The 20,394-nt window shown below is 73.9% G+C and carries 13 protein-coding genes; 10 read left to right on the forward strand and 3 right to left on the reverse strand.

Annotated elements, in window-relative coordinates; genetic code table 11:
• Positions 1-7: 7 nt before the first annotated feature.
• From ACWD3E_RS18740 to ACWD3E_RS18765, 6 genes are all read left to right on the forward strand, one after another.
• Positions 8-6,829 (forward strand): SDR family oxidoreductase, encoded by a 6,822-nt coding sequence (locus tag ACWD3E_RS18740; RefSeq protein ID WP_451388657.1) that lies wholly within the window; start codon positions 8-10, stop codon positions 6,827-6,829.
• A gap of 64 nt (positions 6,830-6,893) precedes the next feature.
• A complete protein-coding gene (locus ACWD3E_RS18745; RefSeq protein WP_451388982.1) occupies positions 6,894-11,429 on the forward strand; it encodes a beta-ketoacyl synthase N-terminal-like domain-containing protein in 4,536 nt (1,511 codons plus the stop codon).
• Positions 11,430-11,521: 92 nt separating this feature from the next.
• Positions 11,522-11,776 carry an acyl carrier protein gene (locus ACWD3E_RS18750; protein ID WP_451388983.1) on the forward strand — a complete coding sequence of 85 codons (255 nt, stop codon included), beginning with the start codon at positions 11,522-11,524 and terminating at the stop codon, positions 11,774-11,776.
• A 3-nt stretch (positions 11,777-11,779) separates the two neighbouring features.
• Complete coding sequence (locus ACWD3E_RS18755; protein WP_451388658.1) at positions 11,780-12,601, forward strand: alpha/beta fold hydrolase; 822 nt, start codon at positions 11,780-11,782, stop codon at positions 12,599-12,601.
• Entirely contained in the window at positions 12,598-13,809 is a 1,212-nt protein-coding gene (locus ACWD3E_RS18760; RefSeq protein WP_451388659.1) for a glycosyltransferase, read from the forward strand. Before ACWD3E_RS18755 ends, ACWD3E_RS18760 begins: the two co-directional genes overlap by 4 nt.
• Positions 13,806-14,882: a class I SAM-dependent methyltransferase gene (locus tag ACWD3E_RS18765; protein ID WP_451388660.1), complete on the forward strand. Its 1,077-nt coding sequence runs from the start codon at positions 13,806-13,808 to the stop codon at positions 14,880-14,882. The genes ACWD3E_RS18760 and ACWD3E_RS18765 overlap by 4 nt, the downstream gene beginning before the upstream one ends.
• 55 nt (positions 14,883-14,937) lie before the next feature.
• On the opposite strand, the gene ACWD3E_RS18770 is transcribed toward ACWD3E_RS18765, so the two are convergent.
• A complete protein-coding gene (locus tag ACWD3E_RS18770; RefSeq protein ID WP_451388661.1) occupies positions 14,938-15,954 on the reverse strand; it encodes a lysylphosphatidylglycerol synthase transmembrane domain-containing protein in 1,017 nt (338 codons plus the stop codon).
• 250 nt (positions 15,955-16,204) lie between these two features.
• Here ACWD3E_RS18770 and ACWD3E_RS18775 point away from each other — a divergent pair, with 250 nt between their 5' ends.
• Positions 16,205-16,849, forward strand: a complete 645-nt coding sequence (locus ACWD3E_RS18775) for a DedA family protein (protein WP_451388662.1) — start codon at positions 16,205-16,207, stop codon at positions 16,847-16,849.
• Positions 16,850-16,855: 6 nt separating this feature from the next.
• On the opposite strand, the gene ACWD3E_RS18780 is transcribed toward ACWD3E_RS18775, so the two are convergent.
• Positions 16,856-17,383, reverse strand: a complete 528-nt coding sequence (locus ACWD3E_RS18780) for a gamma carbonic anhydrase family protein (RefSeq protein ID WP_451388663.1) — start codon at positions 17,381-17,383, stop codon at positions 16,856-16,858.
• Between the two features lie 120 nt (positions 17,384-17,503).
• Between ACWD3E_RS18780 and ACWD3E_RS18785 the strand changes: the two genes are divergently transcribed.
• A complete protein-coding gene (locus ACWD3E_RS18785; RefSeq protein ID WP_451388664.1) occupies positions 17,504-18,268 on the forward strand; it encodes an acyltransferase in 765 nt (254 codons plus the stop codon).
• Position 18,269: 1 nt separating this feature from the next.
• Here the strand turns inward: ACWD3E_RS18785 and ACWD3E_RS18790 are convergent, their stop codons facing one another.
• The gene (locus ACWD3E_RS18790) at positions 18,270-19,127 is read right to left on the reverse strand and encodes an EamA family transporter (protein WP_451388665.1); all 858 of its coding nucleotides are present in this window, start codon (positions 19,125-19,127) and stop codon (positions 18,270-18,272) included.
• A gap of 93 nt (positions 19,128-19,220) precedes the next feature.
• On the opposite strand from ACWD3E_RS18790, the gene ACWD3E_RS18795 reads away from it, so the two are divergent.
• The gene (locus ACWD3E_RS18795; protein WP_451388666.1) at positions 19,221-19,793 is read left to right on the forward strand and encodes a helix-turn-helix domain-containing protein; all 573 of its coding nucleotides are present in this window, start codon (positions 19,221-19,223) and stop codon (positions 19,791-19,793) included.
• Between the two features lie 41 nt (positions 19,794-19,834).
• A complete protein-coding gene (locus ACWD3E_RS18800) occupies positions 19,835-20,392 on the forward strand; it encodes a YbaK/EbsC family protein (RefSeq protein ID WP_451388667.1) in 558 nt (185 codons plus the stop codon).
• Positions 20,393-20,394 lie beyond the last annotated feature (2 nt).

Raw genomic sequence — 20,394 nt, forward strand, 5'->3', positions numbered from 1 at the left:
GAGCATCATGACCACTCCTGTGCGCGCCCACGAACTGATCCTGTGCATCACCCCGTTCGGCGAGCCCGACGCCGGGCTCGCCGCTGCCGCCTGTGCCGCCGGCGGGCTCGGCGTTCTCGATCTGGGTACCGGAGACCGCAGAGCACGCGACGAGCTGACCCGGCTCTCGCGGGCGTCGCCGGGCCCCTTCGGCGTACGGGTGACGGGTCGCTGCGCCCTGCGCCTGGACGAACTCGGCTGCGTCCCGGACATCGTGGTCCGCGCGGCCGACGCCCCCTGGAGCTTGGCCGAAGTTGCCGTCCGTCACCGGGTGTTGGCGGAGGTCACCGACCTTGCCGAGGCGTGTGCGGCCGTCCGCGCCGGAGCGCACGGGGTCATCGCGCGAGGCAGCGAGAGCGGTGGCCGCGTCGGCGAGCTGAGCACCTTCGTTCTACTCCAACAGCTCCTCGCCCATGAGGAGTTGGGCGGTACCCCGATCTGGGCCTGCGGAGGTATCGGGCCGCGTACGGCGGCTGCCGCCGTGGCGGGCGGGGCCTTTGGTGTCGTCCTCGACACCCAACTGGCACTGCTCGCCGAGGCCCGGCTTTCCGAGGCGACCCGGGCCGTGCTGCGGTCACTGGACGGCTCGGAGACCGTGGTGCTGGGCGGGCACCGGGTGCTGCGCCGCCGCGGACCGGACGCCCCGCGTCCGCCCGTCGACGATCCTGCTGCCGTCGCGTCCCTGCTGGGCGCTGGGGACCTGCGTAGTCAGCTGTTGCCGGTCGGCCAGGACGGCTTCCTCGCCACACGCTTCGCCGAGCGGTGGGGGGATGTCCGGCGGACGCTGCGTGAAATCACGTCAGCCATGAGCGAGTTGGGGCCCGGCGGTGCAGGCGGTGCGTTCGCCCAGGCCCTGCGGCCCGGCTCGGCGATGAGCCGGGCGCTCGGGACCCGGCTGCCCGTCGCGCAGGGCCCGATGACGCGGGTCAGCGACCAGGCCGGGTTCGCCGCCGCCGTTGCCGCGGACGGGGCGCTGCCCTTCCTGGCGCTGGCCCTGGCCGACGGCGAGCGGTCACGGGAGTTGCTCACCGAGGCCCGTGCCGTGCTGGACGGGCGGCCCTGGGGCGTGGGCGTGCTCGGCTTCGCACCCGAGGAGATCAGGAACGCCCAGCTGGACGTCGTACGGGAACTCGGGCCCACGCACGCGATCGTCGCGGGCGGCCGGCCCGCTCAGGCCGAGGCGCTGGAACGGGCCGGGATCCGCACCTTCCTGCATGTGCCCTCGCCGGGGCTGCTGCGGCAGTTCCTGGACGCCGGCGCCCGCAGGTTCGTGTTCGAGGGCTCCGAGTGCGGCGGACACGTCGGGCCGCGCGCCTCCTTCCCGCTGTGGGAGGCCCAACTGGCCGTCCTGGAGGACTTCCTGGACGACGGCGATGACGGCACCGCTGAGCGACTGGAGGTGTTCTTCGCGGGCGGCATCCACGACGAGCGGTCGGCGGCGATGGTCGCCGCGCTCGCCGCGCCGCTGACCGCCCGGGGCGCCGCCGTCGGCGTCCTCATGGGCACCGCCTACCTGTTCACAGAGGAAGCGGTGCGCGACGGCGCGATCCGCCCCCTGTTCCAACGGCAGGTGCTCGACGCCACCGCGACCACGCTCCTGGAGACCGCCCCGGGCCACGCGACCCGCTGCTTGCCCAGCCCGTTCACCGGCAACTACCGCGACCGAGAAGCCGAGTTACGGGCGAACGGCGTGCCCGACCGGGAGGCCTGGGAAACCCTGGAGCGCCTCAACGTGGGACGGCTGCGCATCGCCAGCAAGGGCGTGGAGCGCGCCTTCGACGGCGAGTTGCGCGTAGTCGACGAGGAACGCCATTTCGCCGACGGAATGTTCATGGCGGGCGAGGTCGCTGTCCTGCGCTCGGCGACCACCACCGTCGCCGATCTGCACCGCGCCGTGACCGAAGGCGCCGCCGAGTTCCGCCCGGCGCGCGCCGAACACCCGAGCCCAGAGCCCCGGCCCGAACCGGAGCCGCCCGCACCGCTCGACATCGCCGTCGTCGGCATGGCCTGCATGTTCCCGGACGCGCCCGACCTGGCCGCCTTCTGGGCGAACGTCGTCGCGGGCCACGACGCGGTCACCGAGGTCCCGCCCGACCGCTGGGACCCGGACCTGCACCACACCGCGGGCACCACCGCCTCCCGCTGGGGCGGCTTCCTGCCCCGCATCCCCTTCGACCCGCTGCGCTACGGCATCCCGCCCGCCTCCCTCGGCAGCATCGAACCGGTCCAGCTGCTGTCGCTGGAGGCCGCCCGCCGGGCACTCGACGACGCCGGATACGGCGAGCGCGGGCGGGAGTTCGACCGGGCTCGCACCTCCGTCTTCTTCGGCGCGGAGGCGGGCAGCGACCTCTCCAACGCCGTCACCCTGCGCGCCGTGCTCCCGTCGTACTACGGCGAGGTTCCCGCAGCGCTGGAGGAGCAACTGCCCCGGCTCACCGAGGACTCCTTCCCCGGCATGCTGGCCAACGTCATCTCCGGCCGGATCGCCAACCGACTCGACCTGGGCGGCTCCAACTTCACCGTCGACGCCGCCTGCGCCTCCTCCCTCGCCGCCCTCGACGTGGCCTGCAAGGAACTCGTCGCCGGCACCAGCGACCTCGTGCTGTGCGGGGGAGCCGATCTGCACAACGGCATCAACGACTACGTCCTGTTCTCCTCGGTGCACGCGCTCTCCCCGACCGGCCGCTCCCGCGCCTTCGACTCCTCCGCCGACGGCATCGCGCTCGGCGAGGGGGTGGCCTGCGTGGCCCTCAAACGGCTCGCCGACGCCGAACGCGACGGCGACCGCGTCTACGGCGTGATCAAGGGCCTCGGCTCCGCGAGCGACGGCCGCTCCCTGGGCCTGACCGCACCCCGGCCCGAAGGACAGCGGGCCGCGCTGGAGCGCGCCTATCGCAACGCGGGCGTCTCACCGGCCCAGGTCGGCCTGATCGAGGCGCACGGCACCGGGACCGTCGTGGGCGACCGCACCGAACTCACCGTGCTCGCAGAGGTGTTCACCGAAGCGGGGGCTGCCGGCGGCAGCTGCGCCCTCGGCTCGGTCAAGTCGCAGATCGGGCACACCAAATGCGCTGCCGGACTCGCGGGTCTGATCAAGACCACCCTCGCTCTCTACACCGGCGTCCGGCCGCCCACCCTGCACCTGGACCGGCCCAACCCGGCCTGGGCGGAGGACACCAGCCCGTTCGCCTTCCACACCCGGGCCCAGCCCTGGGCGGCACCGGCGGCAGAACGCATCGCCGGGGTCAGCGCGTTCGGCTTCGGTGGCACCAACTTCCATGCGGTGTTGAGCGCTTACGGTGCCACCGCGCCCCCGCCGAAAACGCTGGACGCCTGGCCCGCCGAGCTGTTCCTCTTCCGGGGCAAGGACACGGCGGCGGCCCACCGGCAGGCCGAGGACCTCCTCCGGGCCGCCGAGTCCGACGGCCACCCCTGGCGCCTGCGCGACCTCGCCCTCGCCGCGGCGCACCGCGCGGACACCTCCCACGAGCCGGTGCGGGTGGCAGTGGTGGCGCGGGATGTGCCCGAACTGACGCGGCAGTTACGGGGGATCCTGAGCGGGGAGCCCGAACCGGCGGCCGGGGTCAGACATGGGGAGGGGACGCGGCTCGGCGCCGACGAAAAGGTCGCGTTCCTCTTCCCCGGGCAGGGCAGCCAGCGGCCCGGCATGCTCGCCGACCTCCTGGTCACCCTGCCCGAGCTGCGGCACTACCTGCACCTCGGCCGCGCCCACGCCGACGTCCTCTACCCGCCCGCCGGTTTCGACGACACCGCGCGCGAACGCCGCCGGGCCGCCCTCACCGACACCCGGGCCGCGCAGCCCGCCCTCGGCATCACCGGCCTCGCCGCACACGCCTTCCTCACCTCCGCGGGCGTCCAGCCGGACCTGGCCGCCGGGCACAGCTACGGCGAACTGGTCGCCCTGAGCGCGGCCGGCGCCCTGGACGCCGAAACCCTCCTGGAGCTGAGCACCGAGCGCGCCTCGGCGATCCTGGCCGCCGCCGGTGACGAACCCGGCACCATGGCCGCGGTCGGCGCCCCCGCCGACGACGTGGCGCACACCCTGCGCACGGCCAGGGCGCCGGAGTCGGTTGTCGTCGCCAACCTCAACTCCCCGGAGCAGACCGTGATCTCCGGTCCCACAGCGGACGTCGAGTCCGCCGTACGCCTGCTGCGCGAGGCCGGCTTCGGCGCCCGGCGCATCCCCGTGGCCTGTGCCTTCCACAGTCCGCTGGTGGCTGCCGCGGTGGAGCCGTTCGCCGTGGCCCTCGCCGACAAGGCGGTGCGCGCACCCGAGTTCCCCGTCTGGGCCAACCGCACGGCCAAGCCCTACCCGCGGGATGCCGACGGCGTGCGCGCCGAACTCGCCGCGCAGATCGGTGCCCCCGTTGCCTTCGCCGCGCAGATCGAGGCGATGTACGAAGCGGGCGCGCGGATCTTCGTCGAGGCAGGGCCGGGCCAGGTCCTCACCCGGCTCGTCGGACAGATCCTCGGCGACCGCCCGCACCGCACGGTCGCCTGCGAGCCGCGCGCCGACAGCGGCCTGCCCGGCTGGCTCGACGCCCTCGCCCAACTCGCCGTCGCGGGGCTGCCGGTACGCACCGCCTGGCTCTTCCAGGGCCGCGACGCCGTCGACGCCCTGCGGACGCCGCCGCCGAAGCGGCCCGGCTGGACGGTCGACGGACACCTCGTGCGCACCGCCGACGGAGCACTCCTTGCCGGTGCTCTCGCACCGGCCCGACGAGTCGTGGAGACGACCGTGACGACGACACCGCACCACTCGCAGGGCACCGGCCCCGCCGATCAGGACGCCCTGATCTCCGAATTCCTGCGCACCAGCCGGGAGTTGGTCGCGGCGCAGCGTGATGTGCTGCTCGCGTACTTCGGCACGGCACCTGCGGTGACACCAGCGGCGCCGGCCGTACACGTATCGGAGCCGTTTGCCGAACTTGCCCCGGCCGCAAAGGAGTCGCCGCAAGCCGCTCCGGCGGACGACGTGGCGCGCGTCGTCCTGGAGATCATCAGCGAGCGCACCGGCTACCCCGTCGACATGATCGAGCCCGACCTCGATCTGGAGGCGGATCTGAGCATCGACTCGATCAAGCGGGCCGAGATCGCGGGCGAACTCGCCAAGCGCCTGGGCATCGCGGGCGGCGCGGCCGTCCTGGACGACGCTGAGCTGGAGGAGCTGGCCAAGGCGCGTACGGCGGCTGCGGTGACGGGGTGGCTCGAGGCGCGGGTCGGGCGTGGTCCCACCGCTCGGCCGTCCGCGTCGCCCGCTGAACCCGAGGGCCCGGGAAGCCCACTCGGCGAGGCCCCCAAGCGCTGTGAGCTGCGTCCCGTGCTCCTGTCGCAACACGAACGTCCCACCGACCCTGTCGCTGTCATGTCCGGCTCACGTTTCGTCCTTCTCGGCGACGGCGGTGGGGCGGCGGCCGAAGTCGTGGCGCGGCTCGCCGCGCACGGCGCGGACGCGGTGACGCTCGACCAGGGGCACCTCATCGGCCAGGGGGAGGGCGCTATCGACGGCGTCCTCTACCTGGGCGCGCTCTCCGGCCCGGACCTGCCCGTGCTGCCGGACGCGTTCCCCGTGCTCCGCGCCGCCCTGGCCCGCGGGCCGCGCCGGCTGCTGGGCGTGCGGCCCGCCGAGGGTGCCGGTGTGCTGCGGTCGGCCGGGCTCGACGGCCTGTTCCGCAGCATCGCCCGCGAGTACCCGGACCTGCTCGCGCGTGTCGTGGCCGTCCCCGACACGAGCCCTGCGGCCGTGGCCGACGCCCTGGTCGCCGAGCTGCTGGCACCGGATCCGGAACCGGTCGTACTGCGCACGCAAGAGGATCGTCGGCACAGGTTTGAGCTGGTGCCCGCCCCCCTGGGCCCCCTCGCCACCACCGGTGCCGGACCCGCCGCAGACGGTGCCGCCGAGGCCGCCGCCCTCGGTCTCGACCGGGACTCCGTGGTGCTGCTGGTCGGGGGCGCCCGGGGCATCACCGCGAGGTTCGCGACCTCGTTGGCCGCCGCCTGTCGGTGCCGGATCGAACTGCTGGGCCGCACCCCCGCGCCGACCGGACCCGAAGCCCCGGAGACCGCCGCCGCCCGCACCCCCGCCGAACTGCGGGCCGCTCTCGCCGCCACGCTCGGCCCGGTGCAGCCCGCCGAGCTCAACCGGGCCGCCGAACTGATTCTCGCCCAGCGGGAGATCACCGCCACCCGCGCCGAACTCGACGCCGTCGGCAGCGCGGCCCGCTACCGCTCGGTGGACTTCCGGGAACGGGACGCCGTGCTCCAGACGGTCAAGGAGATCCACGCCGAACACGGCCGGCTCGACGGTGTCGTCTTCGCGGCCGGCGTGATCGAGGACCGGCTGATCGCCGAGAAGACCCCCGAGTCCTTCCAGCGGGTCTACGGCACCAAGACGGCCGGGGCCGCCGCGCTGCTCGCCGCGCTGGAGGACCTGCCGCACGGGCCCGGATTCACCGTGCTGTTCGGCAGCATCGCCGCCGTCCTCGGCAATCGCGGCCAGGCCGACTACGCCGCCGCGAACGACGCCCTCGAACGGCTCGGCGCCGACTGGGCCGCCCGCACGGGCCACCGTACGCTCACCGTCCACTGGGGGCCCTGGGCGCCGTCCGGCATGCACACCGGCATGGTCAGCGCGGAACTCGGCCGAGAGTACGCCCGCCGCGGGGTCAGCCTGATCGACCCGGACGAGGGGTGCGCGGCCCTGCTCCGGGAACTCGCCTGGGGCGACCCGACGGCCCGCGCCGTCGTCTACACCGCCTCGGGCTGGTGACATGACGGAACATCGGATTCGTCAGACGGGTGAGTTGCGTCAGACACCCGTCGCCATCGTGGGCATGGCGGTGCTGCTGCCCGGTGCCGACGGCCTCGACGCCTACTGGCGCAACCTGCGGGAGGGCGTGGACGCGATCGGCGACGTGCCCTCGGGCCGCTGGGACGCCGACTACTACCGGCCGGACTCGGCCGCCGGACCGGCCGTCGCCGACCAGGTGTACTGCCGGCGCGGCGGATTCGTGGACACACTGGCCCGGGTCGAGGTCACCCGGTACGGCATCATGCCCGCGTCGGTGCCCGGCACCGAGCCGGACCAGCTCATCGCCCTCGACGTGGCCGCCGCCGCGCTTGCCGACGCGGGTGGCGCGGAACGGCTGCCCGAGCGGCACCGGATCGGCGTGGCCCTCGGTCGCGGCGGCTATCTCACCCCCGGTCTGGTCAGGCTGGACCAGCGGGTGCGTACGGCGGGCCAACTCGTCCGGACACTGGGTGAGTTGCTGCCCGATCTGGACTCCGGCCAACTGGACCGGGTGCGGGCGGCGTTCACCGAGCGGCTCGGTGCGGACAGCCCCGAGTCCGCAATCGGCCTGGTCCCCAACCTCGCGGCCTCCCGCATCGCCAACCGGCTCGATCTGCGCGGCCCCGCCTACACGGTCGACGCCGCCTGCGCCTCCTCGCTCGTCGCCGTCGACCAAGCGGTCACCGAGCTCAGCACCGGCCGCTGTGACCTGATGCTGGCCGGGGGAGTGCACCACTGCCACGACATCACCCTGTGGAGCGTCTTCTCCCAGCTTCGAGCCCTGTCTCCGACGCAGCGGATCCGCCCCTTCCATCGCGAGGCCGACGGCCTGCTCATCGGCGAGGGCACCGGAGTCGTCGTACTGAAACGCCTCGCCGACGCCCAGCGGGACGGCGACCGCGTGTACGCGGTGATCCGCGGGACGGGCGTGGCCAGTGACGGTCGTACGGCCGGGCTCGTCACCCCCGATCCGGGCGGTCAGGCCCGAGCCGTGCGCCAGGCCTGGCGGGCCGCCGGACTCGACCCCGCCGCGCCGCACTCGATCGGCCTGCTGGAGGCGCACGGCACCGCCACACCGACGGGCGACGCCGCCGAACTGGCCACCCTGGCCGAGGTGTTCGGGCCCGCGCATGGCTACGGTGACGACGACCGGCGTCCGGTGCTCGGCTCGGTGAAGTCGATGATCGGCCACACCATGCCGGCCGCCGGAGTGGCGGGCCTGGTCAAGGCCGCCCTCGCGCTGCACCACCGCACCCTCCTGCCCACCCTCCACTGCGACGACCCGCACCCGGCCCTGGACGCCACCCGCTTCCGCACGCTGGACCGGGCGCGCCCCTGGGAACCCCACCCCGAACAGCCCGTCCGCCGCGCGGCCGTGAACGCCTTCGGCTTCGGCGGGATCAACGCCCACGTCCTCCTGGAGGAGTCCCCGGCCGCACGAGCCACTCGCCCGGCCGCCTCCGCTCCGGCCGCGGTGCACGTCAATGAGCCCGAACGCGTCCTCCTGCTCGCCGCCGACAGCGCCGGTCAGCTGGCCGTCTCGCTCGACGCCGACGACGCTGCCGTCCTCGCCGCGGGCCTCGACCCCGGGCAGTCGCATCCCGAGGCCGGTCCGGTGCGGCTCGGGATCGTGGATCCCACCGCCAAGCGGCTCGCCCTGGCCCGCCGCGCGGTGGCGAAGGGCCGGGCCTGGCACGGCCGGGGCGAGGTCTGGTTCCGGCCCGCCCCGCTGCTCGGGCCCGCCGGCGGCAGGCTGGCGTTCGTCTTCCCCGGCCTGGAAGGCGAGTTCACACCCCGCACCGACGACATCGCCGCCCACTTCGGCCTGCCCCCGCTCACCCGCACCGGTGCGGAGGCACGAGCCGGTGACGTCGGCCGGCACGGGTTCGAGGTCGTCGGCGTGGGCCGGCTGCTCGACGCGGCGCTGCGCCGTATGGGCATCGCCCCGGACGCGGTCGCCGGGCACAGCGTCGGCGAGTGGACGGCCATGGCGGTGGCCGGGCTGTACTCGGCCGACCAAGTCGACGCCTTCATGGTGAAGTTCGACCCGGACACCCTGACCGTCCCGGGGCTCGCCTTTGCCGCCGTGGGCGCCTCAGCCGACCGGGTCCGCGCCGCGCTCGCCGAGGCCTGGGCGGACTCCGGGCTCGTGCTCTCCCACGACAACGCGCCCCGGCAGTCGATGGTCTGCGGACCGGACGGCGCCGTAGAGGGGTTCGTACGGGCCTTCCGCGCCCAGGGCGTCCTGTGTCAGGTGCTGCCGTTCCGGTCGGGCTTCCACACGCCGATGCTCGAACCGTACGTGGCGCCCATCAAGGAGGCCGCCGAGCGTTTCCGGCTCCACCCGCCGACCGTACCGGTGTGGTCGGGGACCACCGCCGCTCCCTTCCCGCAAGCCGAGTCGGCCGTACGCGAGTTGTTCGTACGGCACCTGCTGGAGCCGGTCCGCTTCCGGGAGCTGACCGAGGCGCTGTACGCGGCAGGCCACCGCGCCTTCGTCCAGACCGGGCCGGGCCGGCTCGCCTCCCTCATCGACGACACCCTCGGCGACCGCGACCACCTCGCCGTCGCCGCCAACTCACCTCACCGCACAGGGATGTCCCAACTCCGGTGCGTGGCAACGGCATTGTGGACAGCAGGGGCTGCCGTGGCCCCGAGCGTGTCCCCCACTCGTACCTCGGCGCCCCCCACCTCGAAGCGCCCACCTGTCCCTCTCGACCTCAACGGCGCCCTGGTGTCGCTGGACCCCCGCACCCTTGACGTACTGCGGTCCGAGTTGCGGCCGCGGTCGCTCCGCACCGGGCCGTCCCCCTTGGACGACCTCGCCACGCACATCCCCGCCGCCGCCGAACTGCGCGCCCTGCTGCGGGACACCGCCGACACGGCCGCCGAACTGCTCGCAACCGGCCGCCCCTCACGGCCCCGCTCCACCCCGACGACCGCCACCACCCTCCAACCCTCCCCCTCCACCACAACCGTCCACGTCTCCCCGCACACCATGCCCCACCTCCTCGACCACTGCTTCTTCCCGCAGCGCCCCAACTGGCCCGATGTGAAAGACCGTTGGCCGGTGGTGCCGGCCACCACGATCGTCCGGCACATGATGGACGCGGCGGAGGCCGCGAACCCCGGTCTGCGCGCGGTCGCCGTGCACGGTGCCCGCTTCGACCGGTGGCTCACCGCCACCCCGCCCGTCGACGTCCCGGTCACCGTCAGCCCCGATCCCGGCCACCCGGACCGCGTCGCCGTCACCTTCGGCCCCACGGCCCGCGCCGTGATCGAACTCGCCCCACGCCACCCCGCACCGCCCGCGCCGCGCGGCTTCCCGGAAGCCCACGAACGCACCCCCGACCACACCGCCGCCCAGCTCTACCGCGACCGCTGGATGTTCCACGGCCCGGCCTTCCAGGGCCTGACCGAACTCACCGCGATCGGCGAGCGGCACATCCGCGGGTTGATCACCACGCCGCCCGCGCCGGGCGCGCTGCTCGACAACGTGGGTCAGCTCCTCGGCTACTGGATCATGGCGACCCGCACCGAACGGACCGTCGTGTTCCCCGTGCAACTGCGTGACCTGCGCTTCCACGGACCGCACCCGGTCCCCGGGACCGAGGTCACCTGTCTGCTGCGGATCACCTCGCTCACGGACACCGTGCTGGAGGCGGACGCGGAGCTGACCGTCGGCGGCCGGGTGTGGGCCGTGCTCACCGGCTGGCAGGACCGCCGCTTCGACAACGACCCGACGACCCGGCCCGTCGAACGCTTCCCCGAGCGCCACACCCTCTCCGAGGCCCGTCCGGGCGGCTGGACGCTGGTGCACGAGCGGTGGCCCGACCTCGCCTCCCGCGAGCTGATCATGCGCAACTCCCTCGGCAGCGCCGAACGCGCCGAGTACGCCGAGCGCCCGCCCCGGGGCCGCCGCCAGTGGCTGCTCGGCCGGATCGCGGTCAAGGACGCGGTACGGCAGTGGCTCTGGCAGCAGGGCGAGGGTCCCGTGTTCCCGGCGGAACTCCAGGTCCGCAACGACGAAGTCGGCCGCCCGTACGTCACCGGGGTGCACGGCCGCGTCCTGCCGCCACTGGACGTCTCGCTCGCCCACCGCGCCGAGGCGGGCGTGGCGATCGTACGGCCGCACACCCCGCGTCCCGGCCCCGACCCCAGCGCCGGTCCCGGTCTCGGTATCGGTATCGGTATCGACATCGAAGAGGTCACCGCCCGCGACCCGGCGACCCTCGCCACCGCCCTCGGCCCCGACGAACTGCGGCTGCTGCACGCCCGGTCCGGCGGTGACCCGGAAGAGCTGTGGTTCACCCGCTTCTGGGCCGCGAAGGAGGCGGTCGCCAAGGCCGAGGGCACCGGGCTCGGTGGGCTCCCCAGGGACTTCGCGGTGCTGGAGGCAGCCCCGGACGGCAGCCGACTGGTGGTCTCCGGGCGTCTGCAACGCGCCTACACCGTGCACTGCGCGCCGGCGGCCAACCCGCCCGCCCTGCCGCGCCGCTCCTATGTCGTGGCCTGGACGACCGGAACCGGGGCCGACGAAGGACCACACGACCAGACAGCCGAGGAGTACCCCCGATGAAGCCCATACAGCCGGCCCCTGCGCAGCCCGCCCCCGCGCAGCCCGCCCCCGCGCAGGACCCCGTCGGCACGGTGCTCGCCGACGTGTCCGCCATGCTCCGCACGGTCCTCGCCGAGTACGGCGACGACGACGTGCTGATCGGCATGTCCACCACCTTCAATCACGACCTGGAGCTGGAGAGCATCGACCTCGTCACGCTGGCGGGCCTGCTGGAGGAGCGGTACGGGAAGCGGGTCAACCTCGCCGAGTTCCTCGCCGGGATGGAGTTCGAGGAGATCATCGAGCTGACCGTCGGCCGGCTCGTGGAGTACGTCGTGTGGAGCCTGAAGACCACGCAGGCGGGCTGAGCCATGGCGATGCTCGACGCCGGCGGCATCCGGCTGCACGTCCAGCGCATGGGCCCCACGTCCGGCCGACCCCCGCGCGCCACGGTCGTCCTGGTGCACGGGCTGCTCACCGACAGCCTGGCCAGCTACTACTTCACCGTCGCACCAGCCTTCGCGGCGGCCGGACTCGACGTCGTCATGTACGACCTGCGCGGGCACGGCCGCAGCGAGCGCCCGCCGGACGGCTACACGCTCGACCACAACATCGACGACCTGGAGGCCCTCCTCGGCCGGCTGGACATCACCGGGCCCGTCCACCTCGTCGGCAACTCCTACGGCGGCACCATCGCCTTCGGCTACGCGGCCCGACACCCGGAGCGCGCCGCCACCCTCACCCTCATCGAATCCGAACCCGCGACCGCCGCCTGGGCCGCGAAACTCGGCGGCATCCTGCGCCGGGTGGTGACCGACCTCGCGCACAACGAACCCGACGCCCTCGCCTGGATCACCGCCCACCGCGGCCACAACACGGCCCGCCTCGCCAAGGGCGCGGCCCGGCTCGCCCGCGAGACCACCCTCGGCCGGGACATCCCCGCCAGCCGGGTGCTGACCGAGGCCGAGATCGGCGCCGTACGCTGCCCCGTCCTCGGCGTGTACGGCGGTGACTCGGACCTGGTGGACCTGGTCCCGCTGAAGAAGGCGCTGCTCACGGACTTCCGCACGGTGGTGCTGCCGGGGCATGCGCACTCGGTGCTGGTCGAGGCGGCCGGAGCCGTCGGCGGGCACGTCCTGGACCTCATCGGCCGCCGCACACGCGGCCTCGGCACGGCGGCGAGCGTCCGGTGAGCGGCTTCCTGTTCGTCGTCCCGGCCCTGGTCGGGCACGTCAACCCGGCCGTCGGCGTGGCGGCCCGGCTCGCCGCCCGCGGCCACCGGGTCGCCTGGGCGTGCGCCGACCCGGGCCTGGTGCGGCGGCTCGCGGGAGCCGACGCCCTGGTGTTCGGCTGCGCGGGCCCCGTGCCGGGCGCCGAAGGTGCCGTACGGCCACCGGAGTTGCGCGGCGCCGAGGCGCTGAAGTTCCTGTGGGAGCGGTACCTGGTGCCGCTCGCCGACGCGATGGTGCCCGGAGTGCGGGGGGCCGTCGAGGAGTTCCGCCCGGACGTGGTCGTCGCCGACCAACAGGCCTTCGCCGGCGCCCTCGTGGCCGAACGCCTCGGTCTGCCCTGGGCGACCTCCGCGACCACCACCGCGGAGTTCACCGGCGCCTACGACGGCCTGCCCAAGGTCGCCGACTGGCTGCGCGGGCGCCTGGCCGAGCTTCGCGCCCGCCTCGGCGACCCGGCCGGCACCGCCGACCCGCGCTACTCGCCCCATCTCCTGCTCGTGTTCAGCACACCCGAACTGATCGGCCCCCAGGCCCCGTTGGCGCCCCACATCCACTACGTCGGCCCGTCCCTGGCCGACCGGCCCGCCGGGCCGGGCTTCCCCTGGGCCTGGCTGGACTCCGGGCGCGCCAAGGTCCTGGTCACCCTGGGCACCGCCAACGCCGACGCCGGCGGACGCTTCCTCGCCGAGTGCGTCACCGCGCTGCGCGAACGCGCCGACCGGGTGCAGGCGGTGCTCGTGGACCCGGGCGGCACCCTGTCCGCCGACCGGGCCGGCCCTGCCGACCCTTGCGGCCCTGCAGACAAGGACGTACTGATCCTTCCGTCCGTCCCTCAACTCCCGCTGCTGGAGCGGATGGACGCGGTCGTCTGCCATGCCGGGCACAACACGGTGTGCGAGGCGCTCTGGCACGGTGTGCCGCTCGTCGTGGCGCCGATCCGCGACGACCAGCCCCTGGTGGCCGCGCAGGTCGTGGACGCGGGCGCCGGCGTCCGCGTCCGCTTCGGCCGGGTCACCGCACCCCGGCTCGGCACAGCCCTCGACACCGTCCTGCACGACCCCGCCCACCGGGCCGCCGCCGCCCGGGTCGGCGCCGCCTTCCGCGCCGCGGGCGGGGCCGGGGCCGCGGCGGACCGTCTGGAACGACTGGCAGCTACGGAGACCCGATGAGCGACCGGACCAAGGACACCGACCGCACCGCGCGTATCGCCGCCCTCCGCCCCGCCTACCGGGCCGACCTGGCCGACGGCACGGACCGCTTCTTCGCCCCCCGGCGCACCACCTGCCCCTGGTGCGCCTCCGGCCGGCTCGTGACCCGCCTGCGCACCACCGACCTCCTCCAGCACAAGCCGGGGCGCTTCACCCTCGACCGCTGCGTGGACTGCGGCCACACCTTCCAGAATCCCCAACTCACCGACGAGGGACTGGCGTTCTACTACCGAGACTTCTACGACGGCCTCGGCGAGCAGCGGATGAGCGGCACCTTCGGCGGTCGTACCGCCATGTACCGGGGCCGCGCCGAGGCGATGCTGCCGCACGACCTGGCCCCGAAGACCTGGCTCGACGTCGGCACCGGCCACGGCCACTTCTGCGCGACCGCCCGGACCGTCCTGCCCGACACCGCCTTCGACGGGCTCGACTTCACCGACAGCGTCGAACTCGCCGCCCGCGAAGGCCGCGTGGCGCAGGCCTACCGAGGCGCCTTCCCCGAGCTCGCGCCCGAACTGGCCGCCGGCTACGACGTGGTGAGCATGTTCCACTACCTGGAGCACAGCACCGACCCCGACCGCGAACTGCGGGCCGCGCACCAGGTCGTACGCCCCGGCGGCCATCTGCTCATCGAAGTCCCGGACCCGGAGAGCCGGTACGCCCGGCTGCTCGGCCGCTGGTGGCTGCCCTGGCTCCAGCCGCAGCACCTGCACTTCATGCCCGTCGCCAACCTGCGCCGCCGGCTCACCGAACTGGGCTTCACCGTCGTCGCCGAACAGCACGCCGAACCGCACGACCCGGTCGACCTGCTCGCCGCCGTCTGGCTGGCCCTCGACCACACCGCCCCACGCGACGACGCGCCCTGGCTGCCCGAGCCGCCCGGTGCCGTGCGCCGAGCCCTGCGCACCGCCGTGCTGCTCACGGGCGTACCCGCGCTCCTCACCGCCACCCTCCTCGACCGGTTCGCGGTACGCCCCCTGGCCCACCGCCTCGGCCTGGCCAACGCCTACCGCCTGGTCGCCCGCCGCGAGTGAGACGAGGGGCGCGAATGACGACGTGAGTGACAAGAGTGACGTGAGTGGACGGACCTCACAGGACCTCGGCGCGGATCAGCGCCGACAGCACCAGGGCGCCCGGCACCAGCGGCAGCCAGTCGGTCAGCACCCGGTAGCCGATCACGGTCGCGGTGGCCACCGCCGGCAGGGCGCCGAAGGCGACCAGCGTCCACACCAGCGCCGCGTCCACCGCGAATCCGCCGGGCGACGGGACCGCCCCCACCGCAGTGCCCGCCGCCAGGTAGGCGAGGACGATCTGCTCCCAGGGCAGCCCCAGCCCGAGCGAGTCCCCGACGCACGCGAGGGTGCTCGCCTGCACCAGCGGCAGTGCGGCGGCCCCGCCCCACAGGGCGAGCACCCGGCAGGGCCGCGTGTGCACCTCCCGGGCATCGGCCAGGGCGGACCGCACCAGCCTCGTCACCGGGCGCCGCAACGGCCGTACGACCGTCAGCAGCGCCCCGGCCACCGTGAGCGCCCCGGCCGCGAGGGCACCGGCCGGCAGCAGCAGCCGCCCGTCCGGGACCAGTTCGCCGAGGCGCCGCCAGCTGGGGGAGAGGCCCAGGAACACCAGCAGTACGAGCGGCTTCGCGGTGGATTTCGCCAGCGAGTACAGGCCGATCGATGCGGTCGCCCGCTCCAGCGGCACACCCCGCCCGCGCAGGAACCGCAGCGTCACGGCGTGCGCGCCGAGACCGCCGGGCAGCGCGTGGTTGGCGGCACCGGCGGCGAACTGCGAGGCCAGCAGCTGCCCCGCCGGCAGCCGGTCCGGCAGCGCGCCCTGCCGGGCGCACGAGGCCGCCACCCACGTCAGACAGGTGCAGCCGGCCCCTGCCAGCAGCCACAGCGGATCGGCGGCGACCAGCCGCCGCACCCCGTCGCACAGCAGGGGCCGGTGGGCCACGGCCCAGCCGCCGGCGAGCAGCAGGGGAGCCAGACACAGGGCGAGCCGTACGGGCCGGGCGGACAGCCGGGACGGCGGACGGGCCGGAGCGTCCGGCGGGGGACTGGAGCGCGAGGACAGCGAGAGCGGGGAGGGCAGGGGTGAGGACACGGGGATGTCGTCCTTCCGCGGCGGGCCCTGGGGCGGGGCCGGGGGGAGGCGGGCCGGGCGAACCGCGGAGAGCCTTCCCCTCCCGCGTGACACCGGGATGTCCGAAAACCGAAGGAGCGAGGGCGGGACGGTGCCTCGCGCGCACGCGCGAAAGCCGCCGGTCACAGCCGACCAGGTAGCCTTCCCTTGGGGCGCTCTTTACATGCAGCGCCCTATAAAGGCAAGTTAAGCAACGGGGAGGAACCCAGCGGTGCACGTGCAGGAATGGCTCGACACGGTGCCTCCGGGCGCTGTCTACGCCCTGGTGGCCCTGGTGATCGGCGTGGAGAGCCTGGGCATCCCGCTGCCGGGCGAGATCGTCCTCGTCTCGGCGGCCCTGATGTCCTCGCAGCACTCCGGCATCAACCCGATCCTCCTCGGCGTGTGCGCGACCGCCGGTGCCGTCGTCGGCGACTCCATCGGCTACGCGATCGGCCGCAAGGGCGGACGGCCACTGCTGGCCTGGGCGGGCAAGAAGTTCCCCAAGCACTTCAGCGAGGGCCATGTCGCCACCGCCGAGCGGTCCTTCGAGAAGTGGGGCATGTGGGCGGTCTTCTTCGGCCGCTTCGTCGCCCTTCTCCGCATCTTCGCCGGCCCGCTGGCGGGCGTCCTGCAGATGCCGTACTGGAAGTTCCTGACCGCCAACGTCCTCGGCGGCATCTGCTGGGCGGGCGGCACCACGGCCGTCATCTACTACGTGGGCGTGGTCGCCGAGGGCTGGCTGAAGAAGTTCTCGTGGCTGGGCCTGGTGGCTGCCGTGCTGATCGGCCTGGCCTCCATGCTGATCGTGAAGCGCAAGGCGAAGAAGGCCCAGGCGGCACAGCGGGAAGCAGAGCCTGTGACCGCCGGGGACTGAAGTCCCCTACCCGTGCACCTCGCGGTGCGCCTTGGCCAGCTCCGCATACAGCGTGCCGTTGAGGGTCACCCCCTGCTGCTCCTCCTCGGACAGTTCCCGCCGGACCTTCGCCGGCACCCCCGCCACCAAAGACCCCGGCGGCACCACCATCCCCTGCGGCACCAAGGCCTGCGCGGCAACCAGCGAACCCGCCCCGATCACCGCCCCGTTCAGCACGGTCGCCCCCATCCCGATCAGGCAGTCGTCCTCGACCGTCGCTCCGTGCACCACGGCGTTGTGCCCGATGGACACCCGCTCCCCGACGTTCACCGGGAACCCGGGGTCGGCGTGCAGCGTGACGTTGTCCTGCACGTTGGCATCGGCGCCCACGGTGATCCGCTCGACGTCCCCGCGCACCACGGCGCCGTACCAGACGCTCGCCCCCGCGTGCAGCGTGACGTCGCCGATCACCGATGCCGTCGGCGCCACGAACGCCTCCGGGTCGAGCTGGGGCTCCTTGCCGCCGATGCCCACGATCAGCGCCTTGTGCGTCATCACCGTCACCTCATGTCCGTGTCATGTCCGTAGTACGACGCACGGTACGACACCGCATGGGGTGAAGATCACAGCAGCCCGCCCTCTCTCCCCAAGGCAACCGATGAGTAACGTGACCCCGTGCCGAAGCGCAAGAACACGTTCCCATCCTGGCGGGACCACCTCGCCCAGCGCGCCGTGCACGCGGTCTGGTCGTGGGCCCAGCGCAAGGGCTCCGTCACTGCCGAGCACCCGGCGAAGTTCCGCTTCGGCTCGATCGGCGAAGCCACCCGCCTCGCCTTCCCGCTCGGCACCGTCTTCGGCGAGCCCTGGATCCACCTCGGCTCCCACTGCATCATCGGCGAGCAGGTCACGCTCACGGCCGGCCTGATGCCGGACCTGGACCTCGGCCCCGAGCCGATCCTGCGCATCGGCGACGGCGTGGTCCTCGGCCGGGGCAGCCATGTCATCGCCGACACCACGGTGACCATCGGCCGCGACTGCTACTTCGGGCCGTACGTCTACGTCACCTCCACCAACCACTCCTACGACGACCCGCACGAGCCCATCGGCAGGCAGTGGCCGCGGATGGAGCCCGTGGAGATCGGCCCCGGATGCTGGATCGGCACCGGCGCGGTGATCCTGCCGGGCGCCCGGATCGGCCGGAACGTGGTCGTGGCCGCCGGTGCGGTGGTGCGCGGGACCGTGCCCGACCACGCCGTCGTCGCGGGGGCACCGGCGCGGGTCGTACGGCGCTGGACGCCCGACGAGGGCTGGCAGCCACCGCTTCGGACCCCGGCGCCGGTGCCGCCCCCGGAAGGGGTCACGCCGGAGCAGCTGCGGGCGCTCGCCGACCTCGACGAGGAGGGCGTGGAGCGGTTGGCCCGGCTGGAGGCGGACGGCTGAGTCAGCCGGTCGCCAGCAACAGCGTCCCCAGCAGGGCGAGGCCCGCGCCTGCCGCCTGGACGGCGCGCAGCCGCTCGCTGAGGAAGCCGCGCGCGGCCAGGGCGGTCACCACCGGGTAGAGCGAGGCGAGCACGGCGGCCACGGTGACCGGGCCGTGCTGGGCGGCGACCGCGTACGTGCCGTTCGCCGCGACGTCCGCGAGGCCGACGAAGGCCAGCGCCGACAGCGACGGCCACGGGAAGCCGCCCTCCGGGAGGGCGGGAGCGCCCCGCCGGACCGAGACGTACAGCGCGGCACCGCCTGCCGCGACATTGGTCACGCGCTGCACGAACAGCGAGAGGAACAGGCCGGTGACGCTGGTCGAGGCCTCGGTGATGAGGGCGAACACGGTGCCGAAGCCGAGCGCCGCGACCAGCGTGAGCAGGATCGTCTGCCGCTGCACCGGGGCGCCCCTGAGCTGCGGTCCGCCCGCGAGGACGACACCGGTGACGGCGACGGCGATGCCCGCGAACTGCACCAGCCCCGGACGCTCGCCGAGGAACAGCCCGACGCCGACGGGGACGGCCACGCTGAGCGTGGCGAGCGGGGAGACCACGCCCATCGGGCCCAGGGCGAGCGCCTTGTAGAAGGAGAGCAGGGCGACCGGCCCGACCAGGCCCGCCGCGAAGGCGAACCACAGCCGCGGGCCGGCCTCGCTCCAGCCCCCGGTCGCCACCACGATCGCGCCCAGGACGGCCGCCGCGATCGCCTGCGAGACGACCACCACCGTCAGCGCCGGCATGCGCCTGGTCAGCAGCCCGCCGCCGAAGTCGGCCAGGCCCCACAGGAGACTGGTGGCCAGGGCGAAGAATGCTGTCACGGGTCGCCTCGCAGTACAGTTCGGTGAACGATCGGGTGCACCACACCGTAGTTCAGTAAATTGAACTCTGTCATCCAGAATATTGGACGTAATGTGTCGGACCTCGACCTGCTGACCCAGTCCCTGGCGCGCAACGTCAAGCGCTGGCGCACCGAGCGCGGCTTCACCCTGGACACGCTGGCCGCCCGGGCAGGAGTCAGCCGCGGCATGCTCATCCAGATCGAGCAGGCCCGCACCAACCCGAGCCTCGGCACGGTGGTCAAGATCGGCGACGCGCTCGGCATCAGCATCACCACCCTGCTCGACTACGAGCAGGGCCCGAAGGTCCGGATCGTCCCCGCCGAGCAGGCCGTACGCCTCTGGCATACGGACGCCGGCAGCTACAACCGGCTCCTCGCGGGCACGGAGGCCCCCGGCCCGCTCGAGTTGTGGGACTGGCGACTGATGCCGGGCCAGGACAGCCCCTCCGACCCGCACCCGCCCGGCACGGTCGAGCTGGTCCACGTCACGGCGGGGGAGCTGACCCTCACCGTCGACGGCGTGGAGTACCTCGTCCCCACCGGCGCGAGCGCCTCCTTCGAGGCCAGTACGCCGCACACGTACGGCAATCACGGCGACGTACCGATGGACATGGTGATGGCGGTCTCGGTCCCGCCCGTGCGCTGAGCGGTCGGCCCGGGGCTCTGCGGGGCTGTTAGCGTGCGGTCATGCGCGCACCCATCGGAGACTTCGACACCGCCACGCCCGCTCCCGACTGCCTCGACGAACTGACCGGCCCGGTCGCCGACGCCGTACGCCACTGGCGCGGCAGCGTCCCCGCCGACCAGGTGCTGTACGTCGACACCGAGCCGCAGTGGGCGGACACCGCCGTCTTCGTGGAGCACTACGGGCGCGAGCTGCTGGAGCAGTCCGCGAACTGCGTGGTGGTCGCGGGCAAGCGGGGCGGCGAGACCACGCTTGCCGCGTGCCTCGTGCTCTCCACCACCCGGGTCGACGTCAACGGTGTCGTACGCCGCCACCTCGGCGCCCGCAAGGCCTCGTTCGCGTCGATGGACCTCGCGACGGGGGAGACCGGCATGGAGTACGGCGGCATCACCCCGGTCGGACTGCCCGACGGCTGGCCCGTGTTGGTGGACGCGGCCGTCGTCGACCTGCCCTACGTCCTGGTCGGCAGTGGACGCCGGCGCGGCAAACTGCTTGTGCCGGGCAAGGTGTTCGCGGAGCTGCCGGGGGCCGTGGTGCTGGAGGGGCTCGGGCTCGCCTGAGC

This window comes from Streptomyces sp. NPDC002676 (assembly GCF_053592455.1).